This window comes from Ectopseudomonas chengduensis (assembly GCF_900102635.1).
In the GTDB taxonomy this organism is placed as follows: domain Bacteria; phylum Pseudomonadota; class Gammaproteobacteria; order Pseudomonadales; family Pseudomonadaceae; genus Aquipseudomonas; species Aquipseudomonas chengduensis.
In genome coordinates this window covers 148,300-172,262 of the sequence record NZ_FMZQ01000014.1, presented here as the reverse complement: position 1 = coordinate 172,262, position 23,963 = coordinate 148,300, and the positions used below count along the sequence as shown (strand labels likewise).

Annotated in this window: 21 protein-coding genes; 14 read left to right on the top strand and 7 right to left on the bottom strand. The window is 61.8% G+C overall.

The genetic code is table 11. The annotated features are described in order from the left end of the window. Positions 1-57 precede the first annotated feature (57 nt). Positions 58-1,983 carry an ATP-binding cassette domain-containing protein gene (locus BLS08_RS20620; protein WP_090337353.1) on the top strand — a complete coding sequence of 642 codons (1,926 nt, stop codon included), beginning with the start codon at positions 58-60 and terminating at the stop codon, positions 1,981-1,983. Positions 1,984-1,997: 14 nt separating this feature from the next. After that, the gene (locus tag BLS08_RS20615; RefSeq protein ID WP_003462081.1) at positions 1,998-2,684 is read left to right on the top strand and encodes a DUF6901 family protein; all 687 of its coding nucleotides are present in this window, start codon (positions 1,998-2,000) and stop codon (positions 2,682-2,684) included. Positions 2,685-2,775: 91 nt separating this feature from the next. On the opposite strand, the gene BLS08_RS20610 is transcribed toward BLS08_RS20615, so the two are convergent. Both BLS08_RS20610 and BLS08_RS20605 read right to left on the bottom strand, forming a co-directional pair. Further along, complete coding sequence (locus BLS08_RS20610; RefSeq protein ID WP_017677654.1) at positions 2,776-3,225, bottom strand: universal stress protein; 450 nt, start codon at positions 3,223-3,225, stop codon at positions 2,776-2,778. 151 nt (positions 3,226-3,376) lie between these two features. Beyond that, entirely contained in the window at positions 3,377-4,198 is an 822-nt protein-coding gene (locus BLS08_RS20605; protein ID WP_090337351.1) for a hypothetical protein, read from the bottom strand. Positions 4,199-4,667: 469 nt separating this feature from the next. Here BLS08_RS20605 and fadB point away from each other — a divergent pair, with 469 nt between their 5' ends. The 3 genes from fadB to BLS08_RS20590 all read left to right on the top strand — a co-directional run bounded on the left by fadB (position 4,668) and on the right by BLS08_RS20590 (position 8,337). Then, the gene (fadB, locus tag BLS08_RS20600) at positions 4,668-6,815 is read left to right on the top strand and encodes a fatty acid oxidation complex subunit alpha FadB (protein ID WP_017677652.1); all 2,148 of its coding nucleotides are present in this window, start codon (positions 4,668-4,670) and stop codon (positions 6,813-6,815) included. A gap of 30 nt (positions 6,816-6,845) precedes the next feature. Further along, positions 6,846-8,021: an acetyl-CoA C-acyltransferase FadA gene (gene fadA, locus BLS08_RS20595; RefSeq protein WP_045734553.1), complete on the top strand. Its 1,176-nt coding sequence runs from the start codon at positions 6,846-6,848 to the stop codon at positions 8,019-8,021. Between the two features lie 73 nt (positions 8,022-8,094). Continuing rightward, complete coding sequence (locus tag BLS08_RS20590; protein WP_017677650.1) at positions 8,095-8,337, top strand: DUF1653 domain-containing protein; 243 nt, start codon at positions 8,095-8,097, stop codon at positions 8,335-8,337. 56 nt (positions 8,338-8,393) lie between these two features. Here BLS08_RS20590 and BLS08_RS20585 read toward each other — a convergent pair whose 3' ends face one another. After that, a complete protein-coding gene (locus tag BLS08_RS20585; RefSeq protein ID WP_139204266.1) occupies positions 8,394-8,600 on the bottom strand; it encodes a hypothetical protein in 207 nt (68 codons plus the stop codon). Between BLS08_RS20585 and topA the strand changes: the two genes are divergently transcribed. The 3 genes from topA to BLS08_RS20570 all read left to right on the top strand — a co-directional run bounded on the left by topA (position 8,581) and on the right by BLS08_RS20570 (position 12,154). Further along, positions 8,581-11,190, top strand: a complete 2,610-nt coding sequence (topA, locus tag BLS08_RS20580) for a type I DNA topoisomerase (protein ID WP_017677648.1) — start codon at positions 8,581-8,583, stop codon at positions 11,188-11,190. The genes BLS08_RS20585 and topA overlap by 20 nt on opposite strands. Before the next feature lie 128 nt (positions 11,191-11,318). After that, complete coding sequence (locus BLS08_RS20575) at positions 11,319-11,837, top strand: DUF6586 family protein (RefSeq protein WP_090337349.1); 519 nt, start codon at positions 11,319-11,321, stop codon at positions 11,835-11,837. 80 nt (positions 11,838-11,917) lie between these two features. Beyond that, positions 11,918-12,154: a hypothetical protein gene (locus BLS08_RS20570; protein ID WP_017677646.1), complete on the top strand. Its 237-nt coding sequence runs from the start codon at positions 11,918-11,920 to the stop codon at positions 12,152-12,154. A gap of 60 nt (positions 12,155-12,214) precedes the next feature. Here BLS08_RS20570 and sulA read toward each other — a convergent pair whose 3' ends face one another. Together sulA and lexA are read right to left on the bottom strand one after the other, a co-directional pair. Next, positions 12,215-12,688, bottom strand: coding sequence for an SOS-induced cell division inhibitor SulA (sulA, locus tag BLS08_RS20565; RefSeq protein ID WP_017677645.1), 474 nt, complete (start codon positions 12,686-12,688; stop codon positions 12,215-12,217). Between the two features lie 9 nt (positions 12,689-12,697). Continuing rightward, a complete protein-coding gene (gene lexA, locus BLS08_RS20560; protein ID WP_021488554.1) occupies positions 12,698-13,312 on the bottom strand; it encodes a transcriptional repressor LexA in 615 nt (204 codons plus the stop codon). 228 nt (positions 13,313-13,540) lie between these two features. Here lexA and BLS08_RS20555 point away from each other — a divergent pair, with 228 nt between their 5' ends. From BLS08_RS20555 to BLS08_RS20540, 4 genes are read left to right on the top strand one after another with little or no spacing between them, the layout of a single operon-like run. Beyond that, positions 13,541-14,248 carry a TetR/AcrR family transcriptional regulator gene (locus tag BLS08_RS20555; RefSeq protein WP_003462062.1) on the top strand — a complete coding sequence of 236 codons (708 nt, stop codon included), beginning with the start codon at positions 13,541-13,543 and terminating at the stop codon, positions 14,246-14,248. Between the two features lie 53 nt (positions 14,249-14,301). Continuing rightward, entirely contained in the window at positions 14,302-14,829 is a 528-nt protein-coding gene (locus BLS08_RS20550) for a L,D-transpeptidase (RefSeq protein WP_045734555.1), read from the top strand. Between the two features lie 12 nt (positions 14,830-14,841). Then, on the top strand, positions 14,842-15,840 hold the full coding sequence (gene nagZ, locus BLS08_RS20545) for a beta-N-acetylhexosaminidase (RefSeq protein WP_090337347.1): 999 nt from the start codon (positions 14,842-14,844) through the stop codon (positions 15,838-15,840). Between the two features lie 10 nt (positions 15,841-15,850). Beyond that, positions 15,851-16,588, top strand: coding sequence for an S-methyl-5'-thioinosine phosphorylase (locus BLS08_RS20540; protein WP_090337346.1), 738 nt, complete (start codon positions 15,851-15,853; stop codon positions 16,586-16,588). A 157-nt stretch (positions 16,589-16,745) separates the two neighbouring features. Here BLS08_RS20540 and BLS08_RS20535 read toward each other — a convergent pair whose 3' ends face one another. Continuing rightward, positions 16,746-17,267 carry a CsiV family protein gene (locus BLS08_RS20535; protein ID WP_090337343.1) on the bottom strand — a complete coding sequence of 174 codons (522 nt, stop codon included), beginning with the start codon at positions 17,265-17,267 and terminating at the stop codon, positions 16,746-16,748. Positions 17,268-17,278: 11 nt separating this feature from the next. Beyond that, positions 17,279-20,716, bottom strand: coding sequence for a transcription-repair coupling factor (gene mfd / locus BLS08_RS20530; protein WP_090337341.1), 3,438 nt, complete (start codon positions 20,714-20,716; stop codon positions 17,279-17,281). Between the two features lie 131 nt (positions 20,717-20,847). On the opposite strand from mfd, the gene BLS08_RS20525 reads away from it, so the two are divergent. Both BLS08_RS20525 and BLS08_RS20520 read left to right on the top strand, forming a co-directional pair. Then, entirely contained in the window at positions 20,848-22,314 is a 1,467-nt protein-coding gene (locus BLS08_RS20525; protein ID WP_017677638.1) for a glyceraldehyde-3-phosphate dehydrogenase, read from the top strand. 309 nt (positions 22,315-22,623) lie between these two features. Continuing rightward, a complete protein-coding gene (locus tag BLS08_RS20520; RefSeq protein WP_026088634.1) occupies positions 22,624-23,961 on the top strand; it encodes a Na(+)-translocating NADH-quinone reductase subunit A in 1,338 nt (445 codons plus the stop codon). Positions 23,962-23,963: the final 2 nt, after the last annotated feature.

Below are 23,963 nucleotides of genomic sequence, written 5' to 3'. Positions count from 1 at the left end.
CGGCAACAGCCGGCCGGCAACTCGGGTAGAATGCGCCCCCTGTTTCTGGAGATGCCCATGACCCTGCTCAAGTTTGCCGACGTATCCCTCGCCTATGGCGCCATGCCCCTGCTCGATGGAGTGTCCTGGCAGATCGCGCGGGGCGAGCGTGTGTGCATCATCGGCCGCAACGGCACCGGCAAATCGAGCATGCTGCGTCTGGTCAAGGGCGACCAGATGCCCGACGACGGCGAAATCTGGCGTGCACCAGGGCTGAAGATCGGCGAGCTGCCGCAGGAGCTGCCGCGCGCCGACGAGCGCACGGTGTTCGATGTGGTCGCCGAAGGCCTTGCCGGCGTTGGCGAATTGTTGGCGCGTTATCACCATCTGGCGCAGAACATTCACGGCGACGACGACCTCGAGCAACTGATGCACGTGCAGCAGGAGCTGGAAGCCAAAGACGGCTGGCGCCTGCAGCAACTGGTCGACAGCACCCTGAGCCGCCTGCAGTTGCCGGCCGACAAGACCCTGGCCGAGCTCTCCGGGGGCTGGCGTCGTCGCGTACTGCTGGCGCAGGCACTGGTGTCCGAGCCGGATCTGCTGCTGCTCGATGAGCCGACCAACCACCTGGACATCGGCGCCATCGCCTGGCTGGAAGAGGCGCTGAAAGACTTTGGCGGCGCCGTACTCTTCATTACCCACGACCGCTCCTTCCTGCAGAACCTGGCCACGCGCATCCTCGAACTGGACCGTGGCGGCCTGATCGACTGGAACGGCGACTACGCCAGCTTCCTGGTACACAAAGAGCAGCAACTGGCTGCCGAGGAAACCGCCAATGCGCTGTTCGACAAGCGCCTGGCCCAGGAAGAGGTGTGGATTCGTCAGGGCATCAAGGCCCGTCGCACCCGTAACGAAGGGCGTGTACGTGCGCTCAAGGCGATGCGTGCCGAACGCAGCGAGCGACGCGAGCGCCAGGGCAAGGCGAATATCCAGCTCGATACTGCGGACAAGTCCGGCAAGCAGGTGATGGTGGCGGAGAACGTCAGTTTCGCCCATGCCGGCGGACCCTTCCTGGTCAAGGATTTCTCCATGGTCCTGCAGCGCGGTGACCGTATCGGCCTGCTTGGCGCCAACGGTACCGGCAAGACCACTCTGCTCAAGCTGTTACTCAGCGACCTGCAACCGAGCAGCGGCAAGATCGAGGTCGGCACCAAACTGGAAGTGGCGTATTTCGACCAATTACGTCACCAGCTCGAGCCGGAGAAGACGGTAATCGACAACGTCGCCGAAGGCCGCGATTTCATCACTATCGACGGCCAGAACCGTCATGTACTGAGCTATCTGGGCGACTTCCTGTTCAGCCCGCAACGTGCCCGTACGCCCGTCAAAGCGCTATCGGGCGGCGAACGGGCACGACTGTTGCTCGCCAAGTTGTTCAGCAAGCCGGCCAACCTGCTGGTGCTCGACGAACCGACCAACGACCTGGACGTAGAAACCCTGGAACTGCTCGAAGAAGTACTGCTCAACTTCCCTGGCACCGTGCTGATGGTCAGCCACGACCGTGCCTTCCTCGACAACGTGGTGACCAGCACCCTGGTGTTCGAGGGTGAAGGCAAGGTGCGCGAGTACGTCGGCGGCTACCAGGATTGGCTGCGCCAGGGCGGCTCACCGCGCCTGCTCGGTGTGGGTGAAAGCAAGTCCGGCAAGGCCGAACTGGCCACGGCCATCGTCGAAGCGCCGGCCGCGGCCGCAGTGACTGCCGTGCAAGAGAGCGTCGAGCCGGCGAAGAAGAAACTAAGCTACAAGCTACAGCGCGAGCTGGAAGCGATTCCCGGGCAGATCGATGCCCTGGAGCAGGAAATGGCCGCGGTACAGGAGCAGGTATCCGATCCTGCCTTCTACCAGCAGCCGGTGCAGGTCACCACGGAAGTATTGGCGCGTCTCGAGGGCTTGCAGAAGGAAATGGACGAGTTGCTCGAGCGCTGGGCAGAGCTGGAAGGCTGACGAAGGAACGGACAATGGCCATCGAGTACCGTATTACTCTCGACGACAATCATCAGTTCAGCTACCGGATCGAGCTGAACCGCGAATATGACCCCGTCCAGGCGCAACAGGCCCCCGCCTGGACGCGCCTTGAACATCAGCAATGCAGCAATTGTCCGCTGAGTCGCGAGCAGTTCAGCCATTGTCCGGCAGCGGTCGATCTGCATCGGGTGATCGAGGATTTTCGTGGCCTGCCAGCCTTCAAGAAGGCCAGCGTCTGGGTGCGCACACCGGAGCGTGAGTACACCAAGCAGGTCGGCCTGGAGGAGGGCCTGCGTGCGCTGCTCGGGGTGATCATGGCCACCAGCGCCTGCCCGGTGCTGGCGCGCCTGAAACCCATGGCGCAGCACCATCTGCCCTTTGCCAACAATCAGGAATTCATCCTGCGCGCGGTATCGCTGTACCTGACGCGGCAGTATTTCAACATGCGCGAGGGGCGTCTGGCCGATTGGGAGCTGAAAGGGCTGGTGCGCCTGTTCCAGCAACTGAAGCTGGTCAATCAGGCTTTCTGGCAGCGCATTCACGACACCTGTGAAGGCGACTCCAACCTCAAGGCCTTCCTCACCTTCTTCTCGATGTCATCGAGCATGACGGTGTCGCTGGAGACCCAGCTGCAGAAGATTCGCCCGCTGGTCATGAGCGCGGGCGATTCGTTCGAGTAGGGCTGAAGCCAAAAAAGCTCGCCGCTGAAGCGCCTCCCGCGGGCAGAGCCAACGCGGCTACTGTGGGAGGGGCTTCAGCCGCGACGCGATCTCAAGCGCCTTTTTCGCCTTTCTTCAGGCGCACTGCGAGTACATCGCAGGGCGCGCCGTGCAGTACGTCATTGGCAGTCGAGCCCAGCAACAGCGCCAGGCCGTGGCGGCCATGGCTGCCGACCACGATCAGGTCGCAACCCTGTTCTTCGGCCAGTCGGTGAATTTCCTGGCGCGGTTGCCCGTAGGCCAGGTGACGCTGATCAGCGGTGAGTTCCGGGTACTTGCCGGTAAAGCTGTCCAGGCGCTCGCGTGCCTGCTCGAACTGTTGTTGCTGCAGCATCGACAGATCCATCGGCACGTCACCACCGAAGGCCATGGCCATGGGTTCGACGATATGCACCAGAGACATCTTGGCGCCACTGGCCTTCGCCAGCTTCTGCGCACGTGTCACGACAGGGTCGCATTCCTCGGTCAGGTCGACGGCGACCAGAATGTGCTGGTAGGGCATGGTGAAATCCTCCTTAAAGGGGGGCAAATGGCTCTGTCTCAAGTATGGCCCCATTGTGTGGGATAGGGCGACTGGTCGTGAAAAAGGCAAAGAAAAGCCCGGTGCTAGCACCGGGCAAGAGTTGGGCCAGGCAGGCCGGAAACATGGAGCATCAGTGTTGGCTGGTGGCGTACTGGGCGGCAACGGCTTCCAGGCCTTCGATGATGCTGTCGGAATACTTGCTGATCAGGAAAGGTACGGTGTTTTCGTTGTAGTTGCGCAGGGATTTCTCGATGTAACGCCATTTGGTGCCGATGGAGTTCAGGGCCGCATTGATCTCCGGGGTGTTCTGCTGGGCGGCGCTGAGGTTGTTCAGCTTGCTGGCGAATTCGCCAGCAAGCTCGTCGATGGCGCGTTCTTCGCCGCCGCCGAAGAAGCTGGCGCCGACCGAGGCACTGCGTGAAGCGTAGTCCAGAGCGATGTTCTGCATCAGCAGGCTCTGCTCACGGCTCTTCTGCGTCAGCTGCGGTACGCTGAAACCGCTTTCTTGCTGAATCTTCTGATACAGCTCCTGACCAATGGCCATGATGCGTTGGTTGTTCTCAGCCAGATCGGCGACGGGTTGCAGGTCGGTGAAACCCTGGCTGCGCATGGCTTCCATCAGTGCCTGGAGCCCGCTGCGGTAACTTTGCCAATTGGTTTGCAGCTGCGCGCGTAGCGCCTTGCTTGCATCGCCGGGCATTTCGCCCAGGCCGTCCAGGTGCGCTTGGCCTTCCTGAAGGGACTCGCCAATCATTCGCGCGTAGCGCTGATCGCCTTCCATGCCGTTATACATGTAGAAGTCGCCCAGACTTTTCTGGGTTGCCAGGCGCAGCTGGTGCAGACGCAGCAGATCATCGGCTGGCGCAGCGCTGAGCAAGGAGGAGGAGAGCGACGTGAAGACGAAAAGGAGCAGGGCGCTCAGGGGAAATGCAAGCGAACGGCGGCTCGACATTGGCGACTCCGTGTGGCCCATCGTGGGGCTCGATTTGTTTTTGTATTGCCCTCAGGTGGCGCTGTGCCAGCTGAAAGTGAGACGACTGTACCCGCAGCGGGGCGATTTGGCTAGGCGCCTCGGCGTGTCTATACCAAGCAGGAAAACCCTCGCAATGGTGCGTTATTGACGCTGTTTATCGGAGCCGGCTGGAAGCCACGAATGACCAGGCCTGCAGAAATCGTCGGGAAATCGACGAAAAGAGGCCAATTGACAAGTGCAGGCTTTTCCGTGAAGGTGTGCACACCCAAATCAAACGGGCGTATGAATTGAGCGTTTGCCTTGTTAGGCGCGCCATATGCAGCCCGAATATCGCGTCGGTGGGTGTGTCGTACCGATTGGGGCTATGCTCGTGCGGCGCTGCCGCGGGCTGGCCTGCCGGTTGGCTCCGATGTGTACTGTTCAGCTTCCATACCGTGGAGATCAGTTGATGATTTACGAAGGTAAAGCCATCACGGTTAAGGCTCTTGAGAGCGGCATCGTCGAATTGAAGTTCGACCTCAAGGGTGAGTCCGTCAACAAATTCAACCGTCTTACCCTCAACGAGCTGCGCGCCTCCGTCGACGCGATCAAGGCTGACGGTTCGATCAAGGGCGTGATTGTCACCAGTGGCAAGGACGTGTTCATCGTCGGCGCCGATATCACCGAGTTCGTCGACAACTTCAAACTGCCCGACGCAGAGCTGGTGGCTGGCAACCTGGAAGCCAACAAGATCTTCAGTGATTTCGAAGACCTCGCCGTGCCGACCGTCGTCGCCATCAACGGCATCGCCCTGGGTGGCGGTTTCGAGATGTGCCTGGCCGCCGACTATCGCGTGATGAGCGCCAGTGCCAAGATCGGCCTGCCGGAAGTCAAACTGGGCATCTACCCGGGCTTCGGCGGCACCGTGCGCCTGCCGCGTGTGATCGGTACCGACAACGCCGTGGAGTGGATCGCTTCGGGCAAGGAAAACCGTGCCGAAGACGCCCTGAAAGTGGGCGCCGTCGATGCCGTGGTCAGTGCAGACAAGCTGCAGGCCGCCGCTCTCGATCTGGTCAAGCGCGCCATCTCCGGTGAGCTGGACTACAAGGCCAAGCGTCAGCCCAAGCTGGAAAAGCTCAAGCTCAACGCCATCGAGCAGATGATGTGCTTCGAGACCGCCAAGGGCTTCGTCGCTGGCCAGGCCGGCCCGAACTACCCGGCTCCGGTCGAGGCGATCAAGACCATTCAGAAAGCCGCCAACTTCGGTCGTGACAAGGCGCTGGAAGTCGAGGCCACCGGCTTCGTCAAGCTGGCCAAGACCTCGGTTGCCGAGAGCCTGATTGGTCTGTTCCTCAACGATCAGGAACTGAAGAAGAAAGCCAAGCACCACGACGAGATCGCTCGCGACGTGAAACTGGCCGCCGTACTCGGCGCCGGCATCATGGGTGGCGGCATCGCCTATCAGTCGGCCTCCAAGGGCACCCCGATCCTGATGAAGGATATCCGTGAAGAGGGTATCCAGATGGGCTTGAACGAGGCTTCCAAGCTGCTCGGCAAGCGCGTCGAGAAAGGCCGCATGACCCCGGCGAAGATGGCCGAAGCCCTCAACGCCATCCGTCCGACCATGTCCTACGGCGATTTCGGCAACGTCGACATCGTCGTCGAAGCCGTGGTCGAGAACCCCAAGGTCAAGCAAATCGTGCTGGCCGAGGTGGAAGATGCGGTGCGTGAAGACGCCATCCTGGCCTCCAACACCTCGACCATCTCCATCTCCCTGCTGGCCCAGGCGCTCAAGCGTCCGGAAAACTTCGTCGGCATGCACTTCTTCAACCCGGTGCACATGATGCCGCTGGTGGAAGTCATCCGTGGCGAGAAGTCCAGCGAAGTGGCCGTGGCCACCACCGTTGCCTACGCCAAGAAGATGGGCAAGAACCCGATCGTGGTCAACGATTGTCCCGGCTTCCTGGTCAACCGCGTACTGTTCCCGTACTTCGGCGGCTTCTCCAAGCTCCTGGGCTTCGGCGTCGACTTCGTGCGTATCGACAAGGTGATGGAGAAGTTCGGCTGGCCCATGGGCCCGGCTTACCTCTCCGACGTGGTCGGCATCGACACCGGCCACCACGGCCGTGACGTGATGGCCGAAGGCTTCCCGGATCGTATGGCTGTCGAAGGCAAGACTGCCGTCGACGTGATGTACGACGCCAATCGCCTGGGTCAGAAGAACGGCAAGGGCTTCTATGCCTACGAGACCGACAAGCGCGGCAAGCCGAAGAAGGTCACCGACCCGGCTGCTTACGAGCTGCTCAAGTCCATCGTAGTCGAAGAGCGTGAAGTCACCGACGAGGACATCATCAACTTCATGATGATCCCGCTGTGCATGGAAACCGTTCGTTGCCTGGAAGACGGCATCGTCGACACCGCAGCCGAGGCCGACATGGGCCTGATCTACGGTATCGGCTTCCCTCCCTTCCGTGGCGGTGCGCTGCGCTACATCGATTCCATCGGTGTTGCTGAATTCGTCGCCCTGGCTGACAAGTATGCCGAGCTGGGCGCCCTGTACCACCCGACCGCAAAACTTCGCGAAATGGCCGCCAAGGGCCAGAAGTTCTTCGGTTAATCGTGCAGCGAACAGAGCGAGAGTAGAAATATGAGCCTGAATCCTAGAGATGCAGTGATCGTCGACTTCGGTCGTACCCCGATGGGTCGTTCCAAGGGCGGCATGCACCGCAATACCCGCGCCGAGACCATGTCCGCGCACCTGATCAGCAAAGTGCTGGAGCGCAACGCCAAGATCGACCCGGCTGAAGTCGAGGACGTGATCTGGGGCTGCGTCAACCAGACCCTGGAGCAGGGCTGGAACATCGCGCGCATGGCGTCGCTGATGACCCAGATCCCGCACACCAGTGCCGGCCAGACCGTCAGCCGTCTGTGCGGTTCGTCGATGAGCGCCCTGCACACTGCCGTGCAGGCGATCCAGACCGGCAACGGTGACGTGTTCGTCGTCGGCGGTGTGGAACACATGGGCCACGTCGGCATGATGCATGGTGTCGACCCGAACCCGCACCTGTCGCTGTACGCCGCCAAGGCGTCCGGCATGATGGGCCTGACCGCAGAAATGCTGGGCAAGATGCATGGCATCAGCCGTGAGGCGCAGGACGCCTTCGGTGAGCGCTCGCACCGTCTGGCGCACAAGGCCACCGTCGAAGGCAAGTTCAAGGATGAAATCATCCCGATGCAAGGCTACGACGAGAACGGCTTCCTCAAGGTGTACGACTTCGACGAAACCATTCGTCCGGAAACCACCCTCGAGAGCCTGGCTGCGCTGAAACCTGCGTTCAACCCGAAAGGCGGCACCGTGACTGCAGGTACTTCCTCGCAGATCACCGACGGCGCCTCCTGCATGATCGTCATGAGCGCCCAGCGCGCCCAGGATCTGGGCATCCAGCCGATGGCGGTGGTTCGCGCCATGGCCGTTGCCGGTGTCGATCCGGCGATCATGGGTTACGGCCCGGTACCGTCCACTCAGAAGGCGCTCAAGCGTGCAGGTCTGAGCATGGCTGACATCGATTTCGTCGAGCTCAACGAAGCCTTCGCCGCCCAGGCCCTGCCTGTGCTGAAGGACCTGAAACTGCTCGACAAGATGGAAGAGAAGGTCAACCTGCACGGCGGCGCGATCGCCCTGGGTCACCCCTTCGGTTGTTCCGGTGCCCGTATCTCCGGTACCCTGCTCAACGTCATGAAACAGAACGGCGGCACCTTGGGTGTTTCCACCATGTGCGTGGGCCTTGGCCAAGGCATCACCACCGTCTTCGAGCGCGTTTAAGCGTTAGCGGACAGAAACCGGGGCCCCGTGCCCCGGTTTTGCTTTTTACGGCTTTTTATTTCGGGAACCGCTCATGCAGTTGCAGCCAGGACTTTATCGTCACTACAAAGGCCCGCAGTACCGTGTATTCGGTGTGGCACGCCATTCCGAGAGCGAGGAAGAGGTGGTCGTCTACCAGGCGCTGTACGGCGAGTTTGGCTTGTGGGTAAGACCGCTGAGCATGTTCTGTGAAGAGATCGAAGTGGACGGCGAGCGCGTTCCACGCTTTGCTTTGATTCAGGCCGAAGTCAGCCCCATCGGCGCTTCGCAAGTCTGACTGCGCAGCTCCCTGCGCTTGACCTTCGCTTGGTCGCCACTATATATAGCGGGGCCTTAGAGGGCGTCTACAAATTGCTGCTCTCGGCCATGCTGCGTTGAAACCAGCCTCAAAATGCTCATGTACAGCTCGTACAGCGCGCTTTTTCGACTGTTTTCGCCTTGCCTGACCTTCGCTCGCTGCTTTGTAAACACCTCCGGCTTCGTGCCTTCTATATTTCGCAATTCAGGAATTTTCTGATCCATGGGCAAATCGCTGGTCATCGTGGAATCCCCGGCCAAGGCCAAGACCATCAACAAGTATCTGGGCAGCCAGTACGTGGTGAAGTCGAGCATCGGCCACATCCGTGACCTGCCTACCAGCGGCTCGGCAAGTGCCACCAAGGAGCCTGCCAAGCGCGGCAAGGCTGCTGCTGGTGAAGCGCCTGCGCTGTCGCCCAAGGAAAAGGCCAAACGCCAGCTGTTCACCCGTATGGGCGTCGACCCCGAGCACGGCTGGAAGGCCAAGTACGAGATCCTGCCCGGCAAGGAAAAGGTGATCGAAGAACTGCGCCGCCTGGCCAAGGATGCCGACACCATCTATCTCGCAACCGACTTGGATCGCGAAGGGGAAGCCATTGCCTGGCACCTGCGCGAATCCATCGGTGGTGATGACAGCCGCTACAAGCGCGTGGTGTTCAACGAGATCACCAAGAAGGCGATTCAGGAAGCCTTCTCCAAGCCGGGCGAGCTGGACATCAACCGCGTCAATGCCCAGCAGGCGCGGCGCTTCCTCGACCGCGTGGTGGGCTACATGGTCTCGCCGCTGCTGTGGGCCAAGATCGCCCGTGGCCTGTCTGCCGGTCGTGTGCAGTCGGTGGCCGTGAAGCTGGTCGTTGCACGCGAGAAAGAGATTCGCGCCTTCGTCCCGGAAGAATACTGGGAAGTGCACGCTGACCTCGGCACCGCGAAGAACGCCAAGGTGCGTTTCGAGGTAGTGCGCGAAAGTGGCGCAGCCTTCAAGCCGGTCAATGAAGCGCAGGCCATGGCCGCGCTGGAGAAGCTCAAGGCTTCCAGCTACAGCGTGGTCAAGCGCGAAGACCGCCCGACCAGCAGCAAACCCTCGGCGCCCTTCATTACCTCCACCCTGCAGCAGGCAGCGAGCAACCGCCTGGGCTTCGGGGTGAAGAAAACCATGATGATGGCTCAGCGTTTGTACGAAGCGGGCTACATCACCTACATGCGTACCGACTCGACCAACCTGTCGAACGACGCGGTAGAGATGGTGCGTGGCTTCATCGGCAGCGAGTACGGCGACAAGTACCTGCCGGGCAAGCCCAACCTGTATTCGAGCAAGGAAGGCGCCCAGGAGGCGCACGAAGCGATTCGTCCGTCCGACGTCAATCTGCGCCCGACCCAGCTGTCCGGCATGGAGCGTGATGCCGAGCGCCTGTATGACCTGATCTGGCGTCAGTTCGTCGCCTGCCAGATGCCGCCGGCCGAGTACCTGTCCACCAGTGTCACCGTGGCTGCTGGCGACTTCGAGCTGCGCGCCAAGGGCCGCATCCTCAAGTTCGACGGTTACACCCGTGTGCTGCCGCAGCAGAGCAAGCCGGGCGAGGACGACGTCCTGCCGGAAATGAAGGAAGGCGAGGGCCTCAAGCTGATCCAGCTCGACCCCAGCCAGCACTTCACCAAGCCGCCGGCGCGCTACTCCGAAGCCAGCCTGGTCAAAGAGCTGGAAAAGCGCGGTATCGGCCGCCCGTCCACCTACGCGGCGATCATTTCCACCATCCAGGATCGCGGCTACGTCACGGTGCACAACCGTCGCTTCTATGCCGAGAAGATGGGCGACATCGTCACCGAGCGTCTCGACGAAAGCTTCGCCAACCTGATGGATTACAGCTTTACCGCCACCATGGAAGAGCATCTCGACGATGTGGCCCAGGGCGAGCGCGAGTGGAAGCACCTGCTCGACGAGTTCTACGGTGATTTCAAGAAGAAGCTCGAAGTGGCCGAGGCGGGTGAGGGCGGCATGCGTGCCAACCAGCCGACGCTGACCGATATTCCCTGCCGCGAGTGCGGCCGGCCGATGATGATCCGCACCGCCTCCACCGGCGTGTTCCTCGGTTGCTCGGGCTATGCGCTGCCACCGAAGGAGCGCTGCAAGGCCACCATCAACCTGGTGCCGGGCGATGAGATCGCAGCCGATGATGAGGGCGAGTCCGAGTCCCTGGTGCTGCTGGGCAAGCATCGCTGCCCGATCTGCGCCACCGCCATGGATGCTTATCTGCTGGATGAAACCCGCAAGCTGCACATCTGCGGCAACAATCCCGATTGTAGCGGCTACGAGATCGAGCAGGGCCAGTACCGCATCAAGGGCTACGAAGGCCCGAGCCTGGAGTGCGACAAGTGCGGTAGCCAGATGCAGCTCAAGACCGGCCGTTTCGGCAAGTTCTTCGGTTGCACCAATGCCAGCTGCAAGAACACCCGCAAGTTGCTCAAGAACGGTGAAGCGGCGCCGCCGAAGATGGACAAGGTGGATATGCCGGAGCTCAAGTGCGAGAAGGTGGACGACACCTACGTGCTGCGCGACGGCGCATCGGGCCTGTTCCTCGCTGCCAGCCAGTTCCCCAAGAACCGCGAGACGCGTGCGCCGCTGGTGCTGGAGATCGTCCCGCACAAGCACGAGATCGACCCCAAGTACCACTTCCTCTGCGATGCCCCGCAGAAGGACCCCGATGGTCGCCCTGCGGTGATTCGCTACAGCCGCAAGACCAAGGAGCAGTACGTGCAGTCCGAGGTCGATGGCAAACCCACTGGCTGGCGCGCGTTCTACGATGGCGGCAAGTGGAAGGTCGAGGACAAGCGCTAGCGTTTGGTCACGATCTGCCGCGCGTCGGCCTGGCGTCGTAACAGCGGCGCCCTGAATGCCTGACGAGATGCGCGTCAGGCAGGGCAGACGCGCGTATCATGACCCGATCTGCTGTGGAGGTCGCCGTAATGGCCAAAGAAATCTATACCCGTACCAACCAGAAGATTTTCTTCGCCGGTATTGCCCTGGATAACTGGCGCAAGGCCGAAGCGTCCTTCGCGTTCAATGTGCAGGCGCTGGTGCAGGCCGAGCGAGAAGCCGCGCTGTTTCACCTGTACGGTGGGCTGCTCGGGCTGTGTCATGAGATTGCCGGTTATTACCGCATGAACGACGCTACGCCTTCGCGTGTCGAGGCCTTCGTGCAGCAGGCGGTGCTTGAGGGCTCGCCCAGCCCTGAGCTGGCCGAGTTGGTCGAATTGGCGCAGCAGCGCGAAACCTGGCTGGCCGAGTTGCTGGCGGCCTATGCTGCGCTGTTCCAGCCGCCGCGTGAGGAGCGCAAGGCCAAGGTCGATCCGTCCATGCCGCTGATCACCGCTGTCAGCGTTGGCGAAGAGCCGGCCGAGCTGAGCCTCGATGATGTCGATGCCTGGCGTCAGCAACTCAAGGCGCTGGTGCTGCGTTTCCGCGAAGGCCTCAGCGAGTGCTGATTGGGTTTAACTGGACCAGTGGGCTGGGGATGACCCCGGCTGACTGTTACAATGTCGTGTTTTTGCACAGAGACTGAGCCATGCCAACATCCTTCCTGGAAATCGTCGAACTGCCCGATGGGCGTATTGCCCTGCGTCGCGCAGAGGATGAAGAGGCGCTGGTGACTCTGGACTTCTCCGCTGATGCCAAGGCTTTTCTGCAGGGGCAGCACATCGAGGTGGCCAAGGCCATGCTCAATGTCGGCGTGCAGATGGCTGGCCGAATGGCTGAAGGCGATTTCAGTAGTGAAGAAGAAGGCTCGCGCGTTCTGCACTGAAGCCGCTACGGCTTAACGCAAACGGGGCTCCAATGGAGCCCCGTTTTCGTTGGTGGATCTTTAGCCCAGGCTGATATTCAGGCTTTGCGCCCCGCCGGCATTGGCGGCCTGCGCAAGGCGCTGGCGAGTGCTGTTCTCGACCGGATGCAGCCAACTGATCACGGTATGGCTGCGCCCGAGCTTCAGGGCTTCTTCCGCCAGTGCCAGGGCATTCTGCCCCTGCCGTGGATGCAGCAGGAGAATACGCTCACGGTTCAGGCCAGCTTCGCGCAGCCAGCTTTGCGTAAGGCTTGCTGGTGGTGCCACCAGGGTCAGCCAGCGCGCATCCTGGTTCTCGCTCAGCTCGCGTAGAATCGGGGCCAGCAAGTGCAGGCAGTGACCGGCAGCGCCACGCAGGGCCAGTTCGCTGAACGCCTGATCATCCTCGCTACGAGTGATGTCATTGGTCGCTAACCGTGGCTCGCTCGACGTTCCGGCAAGAAAGGCGTCGAAAAGGGGAAGTTGTGGGCGCTCGAACGACTGCTGCACGTACATGGTGTCTCCTCAGCGGCGGATTACACCGACGCTCAAACCTTCGATGACCAGATCCTGGTGTTCCAGGTCCACTTCGATCGGGGCAAACTCAGGATTCTCGGCAATCAGCCAGACCTTGTTGCCCTCGCGCTTGAAGCGTTTGACCGTCACTTCATCGTCGATACGGGCGACGACAATCTGGCCATTACGGGCTTCACGGGTGGTGTGCACGGCGAGCAGATCGCCATCGAAGATGCCGATGTCTTTCATGCTCATGCCGCGTACACGCAGTAGATAGTCGGCTTTGGGCTGAAAGAATGCCGGATTGATCTGGCAGGATTCCTCGACATGTTGCTGTGCAAGGATCGGTGCGCCGGCGGCGACACGGCCGATTACCGGGAGGCCCGCATCCTCGTTCGCGGCACCTGCCTCGAAGCCGGGAATGCGAATGCCGCGTGAAGCGCCTGGAGTCATCTCGATAGCCCCCTTGCGGGCGAGGGCCTTGAGGTGCTCTTCTGCGGCGTTGGGCGATTTGAACCCCAGTTCCTGAGCGATTTCCGCGCGGGTGGGTGGGTAGCCGTTGTCTTCCAGGCAGCGTTTGATGAAGGCGAGAATCTCGGCTTGGCGTGGCGTCAGTTTCAGCATGGCTGGGCTCTGTCTTTTTATACAGTGACTGGGATTATATACAGTAAGCGAGTCTTGGCAATGTCCATTTTTTGGATGCCTGCCGTCCGGCTTGTTACCCATGCCGGGTAATCTGCGTCTCTGCTTGTTGTAAGCTGTGACCAGCCGGCCAAAAGACGGCTCATGCGGCTTGACAATTCAGTGGGATGAAACGTATGTTTCAAACAAGTGTTTGTCAGGTGATAACTCATGGCTCAGTCGGAAACCGTTGAACGCATTCTCGATGCTGCGGAACAGCTGTTCGCGGAAAAAGGCTTCGCCGAGACATCGCTGCGTCTTATCACCAGCAAGGCCGGGGTCAACCTGGCTGCCGTCAATTACCACTTCGGTTCGAAGAAGGCGCTGATTCAGGCGGTCTTCTCGCGTTTCCTCGGGCCTTTCTGCGCCAGCCTGGAAAAGGAACTTGATCGCCGTCAGGCCAAGTCTGAAACCCAGGTTTCCCTGGAGGAGCTGCTCGAGCTTCTGGTCGAGCAGGCCCTGGCCGTTAAGCCGCGCAGCGGCAATGACCTGTCCATCTTCATGCGCCTGCTCGGTTTGGCCTTCAGCCAGAGTCAGGGTCACTTGCGCAAGTACCTGGAAGAGGTCTACGGCAAGGTGTTCCGTCGTTACATGCTGCTGGTGCATGAGGCTGCGCCGCGCATTCCGCCGCTTGAGCTGTTCTGGCGTGTGCACTTCATGCTTGGCGCCGCGGCGTTCAGCATGTCCGGCATCAAGGCGCTGCGGGCGATGGCCGAGACCGATTTTGGCGTCAACACCTCGATCGAGCAGGTGATGCGCATGATGGTGCCGTTCCTGGCTGCAGGCATGCGTTCTGAGACTGGGGTTGCCGACCCCGCCTTGGCTGGCGCGCAACTCAAACCGCGCAGCAAGACACCGAGCGCCGCGCCCAAGGTTTGACCTGACGGCAGGTGGGCTTGGCTTCGCCCTGCGGCCTGCTAAGCTAGCGGCCCATGTCCGATCTCGATTTACTCCATATCTCCATTGCCGACCAGGCGCTTTACGGCTTTCGTGCTGGGCGGCTGCTGCTGAGCTTGCCTGTCTCCACGGCGTTCAATGGGGTGGGTGAACTTAACGGTTCAGGCTGTACGCCGCGCGGGCTGCATCAGGTACGCGCGAAGATCGGCGCAGGTTTGCCTCTGGCCGCCGTATTGCGCGGTCGTCGCTGGACAGGGGAGGTGTGGTCACCTGAGCTGCACGAGCAGTTTCCTGGCCGCGACTGGATTCTCACCCGTGTTCTCTGGCTAAGCGGTCTTGAGCTGGGGCGCAATCGCCTGGGCGATGTCGATACCTTTCGCCGTTACATTTATCTGCATGGCACACCGGATACGGAACCCATGGGTACCCCGTTGTCCCATGGCTGCATTCGTTTGCGTAACGCCGACATGCTGGCGCTTTTCGAGCGCGTACCGCCGCACTGCAAGGTACGTATCGATGAGGCGCCCTGCCCGCAGTGGGCTGCAGACCAAGACTTCACGTAAGGAAATACACTCATGCAAGGCTCTTTGATGATGGACATCGCTGGCACCTGGTTGACCGCCGAGGATCGCCAGATGCTGCGCCAGCCCGAAGTGGGCGGTCTGATCATTTTTGCCCGCAATATCGAATCGCCGCGCCAGGTTCGCGAGCTGTGCCAGAGTATCCGTGCCCTGCGCCCGGATCTGCTGCTGGCGGTGGATCAGGAAGGTGGTCGGGTACAGCGTCTGCGCCAGGGCTTTCTGCGTCTGCCGGCGATGCGCGCCATCGCCGACAACGACAATGCCGAGGAGCTGGCCGAGCATTGCGGCTGGCTGATGGCCGCCGAGGTGTTGGCGGTTGGCCTGGATCTGAGTTTCGCGCCGGTACTGGATCTCGACCACCAGCGCAGTGCGGTGGTTGGCAGTCGCGCCTTCGAGGGTGATCCGCAGCGGGCCACCACGCTGGCGGCCGCTTTCATCCGCGGCATGCATCAGGCGGGGATGGCCGCTACCGGCAAACACTTCCCCGGGCACGGCTGGGCCGAGGCGGACTCTCATGTCGCCATCCCGCTCGACGAGCGCAGTCTCGATGATATCCGCGCTTGCGACATGCAGCCGTTCAAGCGTCTGGTGCACGAGCTCGATGCAGTGATGCCGGCGCATGTCATCTATTCTCAGGTTGACGAGCACCCGGCTGGCTTCTCCCGTCGCTGGTTGCAGGACATCTTGCGCGGCGAGTTGGGCTTCGAGGGTGTGATTTTCAGCGACGACCTGTCCATGGCCGGTGCCCATGTGGTCGGCGATGCCGGCAAGCGTATCGAGGCGGCACTGGCTGCGGGGTGCGATATGGGCCTGGTGTGCAATGACCGCGCTTCGGCCGAACTGGCGCTCAGTGCCTTGCAGCGTCTGCGAGTGACAGCGCCTGCGCGCCTCGAACGCATGCGTGGCCGTGGTTATGCCACTACCGAATACCGCCAGGTGCCACGCTGGCTTACCGCTGTGGCGGCCCTGAGAGCTGCACAGTTGCTCGACTGAGGATCTGCCTATGACTGTCTACGCCATTATCGGCGGCACCGGCCTGACCCAGCTGGAAGGGTTGACGATTCACGAAGCGCTGCCGCTGGATACCCCTTACGGGGCGCCCTCCGCCGATATCCTGCGGGGCAGTTACGCCGGGCGCGAAGTGCTGTTTCTCGCCCGCCATGGCCAGCCGCACCGGATTCCTCCGCATCAGGTGAACTACCGGGCCAACCTCTGGGCGCTCAAGCAGGCCGGCGCCAAGGCCATTGTCGCGGTCAATGCGGTGGGGGGGATTCATGCTGCCATGGGCGCTGGGCATTTCTCCGTGCCACATCAGATCATCGATTACACCTCCGGGCGTGCGCACACCTTTTACGAAGGCGATCTGGAGCACGTGACCCACGTCGATTTCAGCCTGCCGTACGACAAGCAACTGCGCGAGGCGTTGGTGGCGGCGCTGCGGGCCGAAAACGCGGCATTCAGCGATCACGGAATCTATGGTTGCACTCAGGGGCCGCGACTGGAAACGGCGGCGGAAATCGCCCGCATGGAGCGCGATGGCTGCGACCTAGTAGGCATGACCGGCATGCCCGAAGCGGTGTTGGCGCGCGAATTGGCGCTGCCCTATGCCTGCCTGGCGCTGGTGGTGAATCCGGCGGCGGGGAAATCCAGCGCGCTGATCACCATGGCCGAGATCGAGCGAGTGATCGAGCAGAGCATGGGGACGGTCAAGGCGGTGTTGGCACGCGTGCTGAGTAACTAGCTTCTCTACAAAGGCAGCGGTCAATGCCCGTCAGTCAGGCGTCGACGCGCCGAATCCGTAGGCGCGGCGCCCCGCCGCGAATCAGGGCGGAGCGCACTTGAAAAACTTCGCCCTGGGGCGAGGCTCCTACGCAAGGCTGGCGGCATCAGATTTCCGCTCAGAGCGGGCTGATGCGTACCAGTGCGCCCAGGCTGCCATGGTCCAGGTAGGTCAGGCTGTTGTCCTTCAGGCGCTGAGCCACTTTCATGTGCTCGCTGCTCTCGAGCAGGCCGTCGCCGCTGAATTGGTTGATCCACAGCTCCAGGTCCAGGTCGGCAAAGCGCTCCTGAGTAAAGCTCAGGGTGCCTTCGACCACTTGATGGCCGAAGCGCTCTTCACCGCTGCTGACGGCCACTCGGCTCGGCGAGCTGCCGATGGTCTGGCTCCAGGCCTTGTGCAGCAATACCTGATAACCGCTGCCCGGATTGAGCTTGGCCGCCTCGCCATCTAGCGTTGTCGGGCGTTCGTTGCCAGTGATCGGCAATGCTGTGCCCGCCCAGTCGTCCGGTGCCACCTTGGGGGCGAAGACGGGTTCGCCGGCCTGGCGGAATACCAGCAATTCGACCTGATAAAGACGTTCGGCAAAGGCGCTCGGTGCCAGCAGGCAGAGCAGCAGGGCGATCAGGTGCAATGGGCGCATGTGTGAGTCCTTCAGGTGGTGGGCGCGAGGCGCTCGAGCAGGGCTTCCAGGGTGTTGAAGCGTTCTTCCGCGCGCTCCATCGGCACCTGGATCTTGAAGACGGTGGCGCCTTCGAACTTGTAGCGTTTTGGCTGAGCCTGGATCAGTTTGATCAGGGTCAGCGGGTCGACGCAGGTTTCCGCGGCGAACTCGATTCGTCCACCCTGCGGGCCGGCGTCGACCTTGCTGATGCCGAGCTTGTCGGCCTGCAGCTTGAGCAGGGTCAGGCGCATGAGGTTCTTGGTCGGCTCCGGCAGCAGGCCGAAACGGTCGATCATCTCTACCTGAAGCTCCTTCAGACCGTCCTCGTCGCTGGCATTGGCGATGCGTTTGTAGAGGATCAGGCGGCTGTGCACGTCGGGCAGGTAGTCCTCGGGGATCAGCGCCGGTACACGCAGGTTGATCTCCGGGCCGCCGCCCAATGGCTGGTCGAGGTTCGGCTGCTCGCCTTTCTGGATAGCCTTGACCGCGCGTTCGAGCATTTCCATGTAGAGGGTGAAGCCGACCGCTTGAATCTGCCCGCTCTGGCCGTCGCCAAGCAGTTCGCCAGCGCCGCGGATTTCCAGGTCATGGGTGGCGAGGACGAAGCCGGCGCCGAGGTCCTGAGCGCCCGCGATGGCCTCCAGGCGTTTTTCCGCATCCGGGGTCATCTGCTTGCGCGGTGGCGTCAGCAGGTAGGCGTAGGCCTGGTGGTGGCTACGACCGACACGGCCGCGCAACTGGTGCAGCTGGGCCAGGCCAAACTTGTCGGCGCGGTCGATGATGATGGTGTTGGCGCTAGGCACGTCGATACCGGTCTCGATGATGGTCGAGGCCACCAGCACGTTGAAGCGCTTGTGGTAGAAGTCGCTCATCACCTGCTCGAGATCGCGTTCGCGCATCTGCCCGTGACCGATGCCGATACGCGCTTCGGGCACCAGCTCGGCCAGCTCACTGGCGCATTTCTCGATGGTCTTTACATCGTTGTGCAGGTAGTAGACCTGGCCACCGCGCAGCAGCTCGCGCAGCAGCGCTTCCTTGATGGTCGGCTTGTTGCTTTCCATGACGAAGGTGCGCACCGACAGACGCCGCGCTGGTGGCGTGGCGATGATCGACAGGTCGCGCATGCCGGCCACGGCCATGTTCAGCGTGCGCGGGATTGGCGTGGCAGTCAGGGTGAGGATGTCGACCTCGCTGCGCAGGGCCTTGAGCTGTTCCTTCTGGCGCACGCCGAAGCGGTGTTCCTCGTCGATGATGGCCAGACCGAGGTTGTGGAACTTGACGTCGTCCTGCAGCAGCTTGTGCGTGCCGATGACGATATCCACCTTGCCTTCGGCCAGTTGCTGCACGGCCTCGCCGACTTCCCTGGCGCTCTTGAAGCGGCTCATCACCTCGACCTTCACCGGCCAGTCGGCGAAGCGGTCGCGGAAGCTGTTGTAGTGCTGCTGGGCGAGCAGGGTGGTGGGCACCAGCACGGCGACCTGCTTGCCGCTGTGCGCGGCGATGAAGGCGGCGCGCATGGCCACCTCGGTCTTGCCGAAGCCGACGTCGCCGCAGACCAGGCGATCCATCGGCTTGCCGGCCAGCATGTCGGCGCGCACGGCATCGATGGCGGCCTGTTGGTCCGGGGTTTCCTCGAAGGGGAAACCAGCGCTGAAGGTGGCGTAGTCCAGTGCCGGGTCCTGGAAGGCGAAGCCTTCGCGAGCGGCGCGGCGGGCGTAGATGTCGAGCAACTCGGCGGCAACATCGCGCACCTGTTCGGCCGCCTTGCGCTTGGCCTTCTGCCAGACCTCCGAGCCGAGGCGATGCAGCGGCGCCAGGGCATCGTCACTGCCGGTGTAGCGGGCGATCAGATGCAGGCTGGCCACGGGTACGTAGAGCTTGGCTTCGTCGGCATACTGCAGGGCGAGGAATTCGGCGGCCTGGCCATCGAACTCCATGGTCACCAGGCCCAGGTAGCGGCCGACGCCGTGATCGATATGTACCACCGGCGCGCCTTCGCGCAGCTCGGTGAGGTTCTTGATCACGTTGTCGCCGCCTTCTCGGCCTTTTTCGCGGCGGCGACGCTGCATCACGCGCTGGCCGAACAGCGGGCTTTCGGCGATCAGTGCCAGGTCGTCGAGCAGCAGGCCTTCATCCAGTGGTGCGATGCAGATGTTGAGGCGTTCAGGGCTGGCGACGAAGGCCGGCCAGCCCTCGACTTCCCGGGGTTTGAGCTTGAGGCGGGCGAGCAGTTCCAGCAGCACTTCGCGGCGACCGGCTGATTCGGCGCAGAACAGCACGCGGCCTGGATATTCTTCGATAAAGCGGCGCAACGCCGCCAGCGGCTCGCCGGCCTTGGCCTGAATCGCCAGGTCGGGCAGGGCGCGTGCGTCAAAACGGGTCTGGCCGACGCCGGGCTCGATATCGTCCTGATTGACCACTACGCGCGGCCAGCTCTTCAGGCGGGCGAAGCAGTCCTCGACCGGCAGGAAAATGTCGGCAGGTGGCAGTAGCGGGCGCTCCGGGTCGACTCGGCGGTCCTCATAGCGGCTCCGCGCATCTGTCCAGAAATGCTCGGCAGCCTTTTCGATGCCGGGCAGGGAAAATACCTGGGTGTCGCCTGGCAGGTAGTCGAACAGGGTGTCTGTCTCTTCGAAGAACAGCGGCAGGTAGTACTCGATGCCGGCGGGGGTGATGCCGGTGGAAAGGTCCTGATAGATCGGGCAGCGACGGAAATCCACGTCGAAGCGCTCGCGGAAACGCCCGCGGAAATCGGTGACAGCTTTCTTTTCCAACGGAAATTCACGCGCCGGCAACAGACGGATCGACTCGACCTTGTCCACCGAGCGCTGGGTCTCGGGGTCGAAGGTGCGCAGGGTTTCGATTTCGTCGTCGAACAGGTCGATGCGGTAGGGCGTGTCACTGCCCATCGGGAACAGATCGATCAATGCGCCGCGCACGGCGAACTCGCCGTGTTCGTAAACGGTGTCGACGCAGCGGTAGCCGGCGGCCTCCAAGCGGCCGCGCATCTGCTCCACATCGAGTTTCTGGCCTACATCCAGCACCAGGCTGCCACACAGCAGAAAGCGCTTCGGCGCCAGGCGGTGTAGGGCGGTGGTGATCGGCACTACGAGGATGCCGCGGCTCAGCTGCGGCAGGCGATAGAGTGCTGCGATGCGTTGCGAGATGATGTCCTGGTGCGGCGAGAAGACATCGTAGGGCAGGGTTTCCCAGTCGGGAAAGTGCAGCACTGGCAGGTCGGGGGCGAAGAACACCAGTTCTTCCTGCAGCCGCTCGGCGCTCTGGCTGCCTTCGGTGAGTACCAGCGTGAAGCGTCCGGCATTGCTGGCCGCTTCGGCGATAGTTAGAGACAGCGCGGCGCCGGGCAGGTTACCCCACTGTTGTTTGCCGGCGCTGGCCGGTAGAGACGGAAGACGCAGTACGGACACGGGCGGCTCACGGTCGTGACGAAAGGCCGGGAATTGTAGCGGGGCTTGGTGGTCAATGTCAGTCGCGACAGGCGCGCATTGCTCATGCCCGCGCGCGCCGTCATAATGTAGCCCCTTTTTTCAGCCCCTACATGTGGAAGGTACTGCCCGTGACTCAGAAGCCCGACCAGTGTCTCGGTGAATGGATCGATCGTGAAGCCCTCGCGGAAGCGATGATTCCGCTGATTGGTCAGCTCTATCGCAACAACAATGTGGTGACCTCGATCTATGGCCGTGGCCTGATCAACCGTTCGGTCATCGACATCCTCAAGGCTCACCGTTTCGCTCGCCATCGCCTTGCCGATGAGGCTGAACTGTCGGTGCACGACACCTTCCCCATGCTCAAGGCCATGAGCGAGCTCAAGCTGGGCGCCGCCTCCGTGGACCTGGGCAAGCTGGTTGCCAAGTTCAAGGCCGAAGGCGCTGGTCGCAGCGTCGAGCAGTTCGTCAAGGACGAGCTGGCCGAGGTGGTCGGCAAGCAGAACGGTTCCGGTCGTGAAGGCACCGATGTGGTCCTCTACGGCTTTGGTCGTATCGGCCGCCTGCTGGCGCGCATCCTGATCGAGAAGACCGGTGGTGGCGACGGCCTGCGCCTGCGTGCCATTGTTGTGCGTAAGGGTGCCAGCAACGATCTGGTCAAGCGTGCCAGCCTGCTGCGTCGTGACTCGGTACACGGCAAGTTCAACGGCACCATCACCATCGATGAAGAGAACAACACCCTGACGGCCAACGGCAACCTGATCCAGGTGATCTATGCCAAGGACCCGAAGGAAGTCGACTACACCCAGTACGGCATCAAGAACGCACTGTTGGTGGACAACACTGGTGTGTGGCGTGATGCCGAGGGCTTGGGTCAGCACCTGGCCTGCCCGGGCGTCGATCGCGTCGTTCTCACCGCACCTGGCAAGGGCGCGCTGAAGAACATCGTGCACGGCATCAACCACAGCGAAATCACCGCTGAGGACAAGATCATCTCCGCGGCTTCCTGCACCACCAACGCCATCGTGCCGGTGCTCAAGGCGGTCAATGATCAGTACGGCATCGTCAACGGTCACGTCGAGACCGTTCACTCGTACACCAACGACCAGAACCTGATCGACAACTTCCACAAAGGCAGTCGTCGTGGTCGTAGCGCCGCGCTGAACATGGTCATCACCGAAACCGGCGCTGCTACCGCTGCGGCCAAGGCGCTGCCGGTTCTGAAAGGCAAGCTGACCGGCAACGCCATTCGTGTGCCGACGCCGAACGTGTCCATGGCCATCCTCAATCTGAACCTGGAGAAGGCCACCACTCGCGAAGAGATCAACGAGTACCTGCGCCAGATGGCCATGCACTCGGATCTGCAGAAGCAGATCGACTTCGTCAGCTCGCAGGAAGTGGTATCGACCGACTTCGTCGGTTCGCGCCATGCCGGCGTGGTGGATGCCGAAGCCACCATCGCCAACGATAACCGCGTTGTGCTGTACGTCTGGTACGACAACGAGTTTGGTTACAGCTGCCAGGTGGTGCGCGTGATGGAAGACATGGCTGGGGTCAACCCGCCGGCCTTCCCGCGTTAAGCGTCAAGGTTGCAAAAAAAACGGGAGCTTCGGCTCCCGTTTTTTTATGCCCGGAATCTGGCCTGGCGAGGTTGTCGAGTTGATCTCGGGCAGCATCGAGTTTGTTGCGCCCTGTTACCGAAAGGCCAAAAAAAGCAAGCGCTTGGGTGGTCAGTGCCGGGGGGCGTCTTTATAATCAAGCGGATTTTTTACCCAGGTTTGGCGCCTTCCTCCACGCCCATATCGTATCGGCGTGGTCGGGTCTATTAGACCTTCGGTAGCGCCGCCTGTCCTATAAAAAGCTTTCTAAATCAGTGGTTAGGCAAACCTATGATCAAACTAAAGCATGGGCTTGATTTGCCCATAACGGGTGCGCCGGCACAGCGTATCGAGGCCGCCAGGCCCGTACGCAGTGTCGCCGTCATCGGCTTCGACTATCACGGGATGAAGCCGACGATGGAAGTGCAGGTCGGTGACCGGGTCAAACTCGGTCAATTGCTGTTTACCGACAAGAAGACACCCGGCGTGCGCTATACCGCCCCTGCGGCTGGCGTGATCAGCGCCATCCATCGTGGTGAGAAGCGTGTCCTGCAGTCCGTTGTCATCGACATCGAAGGCGACGAGCAGGAAACCTTCAGCCAGTATGCTGCCGACCAACTCGACTCACTGAGCGACGAGCAGGTTCGCGAGAACCTGCAGCAGTCCGGTCTTTGGACTGCGCTGCGCACCCGTCCGTTCAGCAAGGTGCCGGCGCTGGATGCCGTACCCAGCTCGATTTTCGTGACTGCAGTCGATACCCACCCGCTTGCCGCCGATCCTGCGGTGATCATCGGTGAACATGCCGCTGACTTCGAAAACGGCCTGAAGGTTCTCGGTAACCTGGCCAAGATCTTCCTGTGCAAGGCCGAGGGTGTCAGCCTGCCGGGCGAGCATGTTGCCAAGGTGCAAAGCGAAGCCTTTGCCGGCCCGCACCCGGCGGGGCTGCCAGGCACTCACATTCATTTCCTCGACCCGGTCAGCACCAGCAAGAGTGTCTGGCAAATCGGTTATCAGGACGTGATCGCGGTGGGCAAACTGTTCACCACCGGCCAGCTGTTCGTCGAGCGTGTGGTTGCGCTGGGCGGTCCGGTCGCCGAGCAGCCGCGTCTGCTGCGCACGCGTCTGGGCGCCAACCTGGAAGAACTCACCGCCGGTGAGCTCAAGCCAGGTTTCAATCGTGTGATTTCCGGCTCGGTGTTCGGCGGTCGTACCGCTCAAGGTGCCTTCGCCTTCCTCGGCCGTTACCACAACCAGGTGTCTTGCCTGGTGGAAGGCAACGACCGCGAGATGATGCATTACCTGCGTGCCGGCGTTAACAAGCACTCGGTATTGAACATCTTCGTCTCCAAGCTGGCCGGTGCCAAGCTGTTCAACTTCACCACTACCACCAACGGCAGCCCGCGCGCCATGGTGCCGGTGGGCAACTACGAAGCCGTGATGCCGCTGGATATCCTGCCGACTCAACTGCTGCGCTATCTGATCGTTGGCGACACCGAGATGGCTCAGAAACTGGGTTGCCTGGAACTCGACGAAGAAGACCTGGCTCTGTGCACCTATGTGTGCGCCGGCAAGTATGAATATGGCCCGATCCTGCGGGACAACCTCACCCGCATCGAGAAGGAGGGTTAATC

Bases quoted from the DNA above. Each gene is read 5' to 3' on its own strand.
- BLS08_RS20620 (WP_090337353.1), top strand. From the start codon at position 58: ATGACCCTGCTCAAGTTTGCCGACGTATCCCTCGCCTATGGCGCCATG.
- BLS08_RS20615 (WP_003462081.1), top strand. From the start codon at position 1,998: ATGGCCATCGAGTACCGTATTACTCTCGACGACAATCATCAGTTCAGC.
- BLS08_RS20610 (WP_017677654.1), bottom strand. From the start codon at position 3,225: ATGCCCTACCAGCACATTCTGGTCGCCGTCGACCTGACCGAGGAATGC.
- BLS08_RS20605 (WP_090337351.1), bottom strand. From the start codon at position 4,198: ATGTCGAGCCGCCGTTCGCTTGCATTTCCCCTGAGCGCCCTGCTCCTT.
- fadB (WP_017677652.1), top strand. From the start codon at position 4,668: ATGATTTACGAAGGTAAAGCCATCACGGTTAAGGCTCTTGAGAGCGGC.
- fadA (WP_045734553.1), top strand. From the start codon at position 6,846: ATGAGCCTGAATCCTAGAGATGCAGTGATCGTCGACTTCGGTCGTACC.
- BLS08_RS20590 (WP_017677650.1), top strand. From the start codon at position 8,095: ATGCAGTTGCAGCCAGGACTTTATCGTCACTACAAAGGCCCGCAGTAC.
- topA (WP_017677648.1), top strand. From the start codon at position 8,581: ATGGGCAAATCGCTGGTCATCGTGGAATCCCCGGCCAAGGCCAAGACC.
- BLS08_RS20585 (WP_139204266.1), bottom strand. From the start codon at position 8,600: ATGACCAGCGATTTGCCCATGGATCAGAAAATTCCTGAATTGCGAAAT.
- BLS08_RS20575 (WP_090337349.1), top strand. From the start codon at position 11,319: ATGGCCAAAGAAATCTATACCCGTACCAACCAGAAGATTTTCTTCGCC.
- BLS08_RS20570 (WP_017677646.1), top strand. From the start codon at position 11,918: ATGCCAACATCCTTCCTGGAAATCGTCGAACTGCCCGATGGGCGTATT.
- sulA (WP_017677645.1), bottom strand. From the start codon at position 12,688: ATGTACGTGCAGCAGTCGTTCGAGCGCCCACAACTTCCCCTTTTCGAC.
- lexA (WP_021488554.1), bottom strand. From the start codon at position 13,312: ATGCTGAAACTGACGCCACGCCAAGCCGAGATTCTCGCCTTCATCAAA.
- BLS08_RS20555 (WP_003462062.1), top strand. From the start codon at position 13,541: ATGGCTCAGTCGGAAACCGTTGAACGCATTCTCGATGCTGCGGAACAG.
- BLS08_RS20550 (WP_045734555.1), top strand. From the start codon at position 14,302: ATGTCCGATCTCGATTTACTCCATATCTCCATTGCCGACCAGGCGCTT.
- nagZ (WP_090337347.1), top strand. From the start codon at position 14,842: ATGCAAGGCTCTTTGATGATGGACATCGCTGGCACCTGGTTGACCGCC.
- BLS08_RS20540 (WP_090337346.1), top strand. From the start codon at position 15,851: ATGACTGTCTACGCCATTATCGGCGGCACCGGCCTGACCCAGCTGGAA.
- BLS08_RS20535 (WP_090337343.1), bottom strand. From the start codon at position 17,267: ATGCGCCCATTGCACCTGATCGCCCTGCTGCTCTGCCTGCTGGCACCG.
- BLS08_RS20525 (WP_017677638.1), top strand. From the start codon at position 20,848: ATGTGGAAGGTACTGCCCGTGACTCAGAAGCCCGACCAGTGTCTCGGT.
- BLS08_RS20520 (WP_026088634.1), top strand. From the start codon at position 22,624: ATGATCAAACTAAAGCATGGGCTTGATTTGCCCATAACGGGTGCGCCG.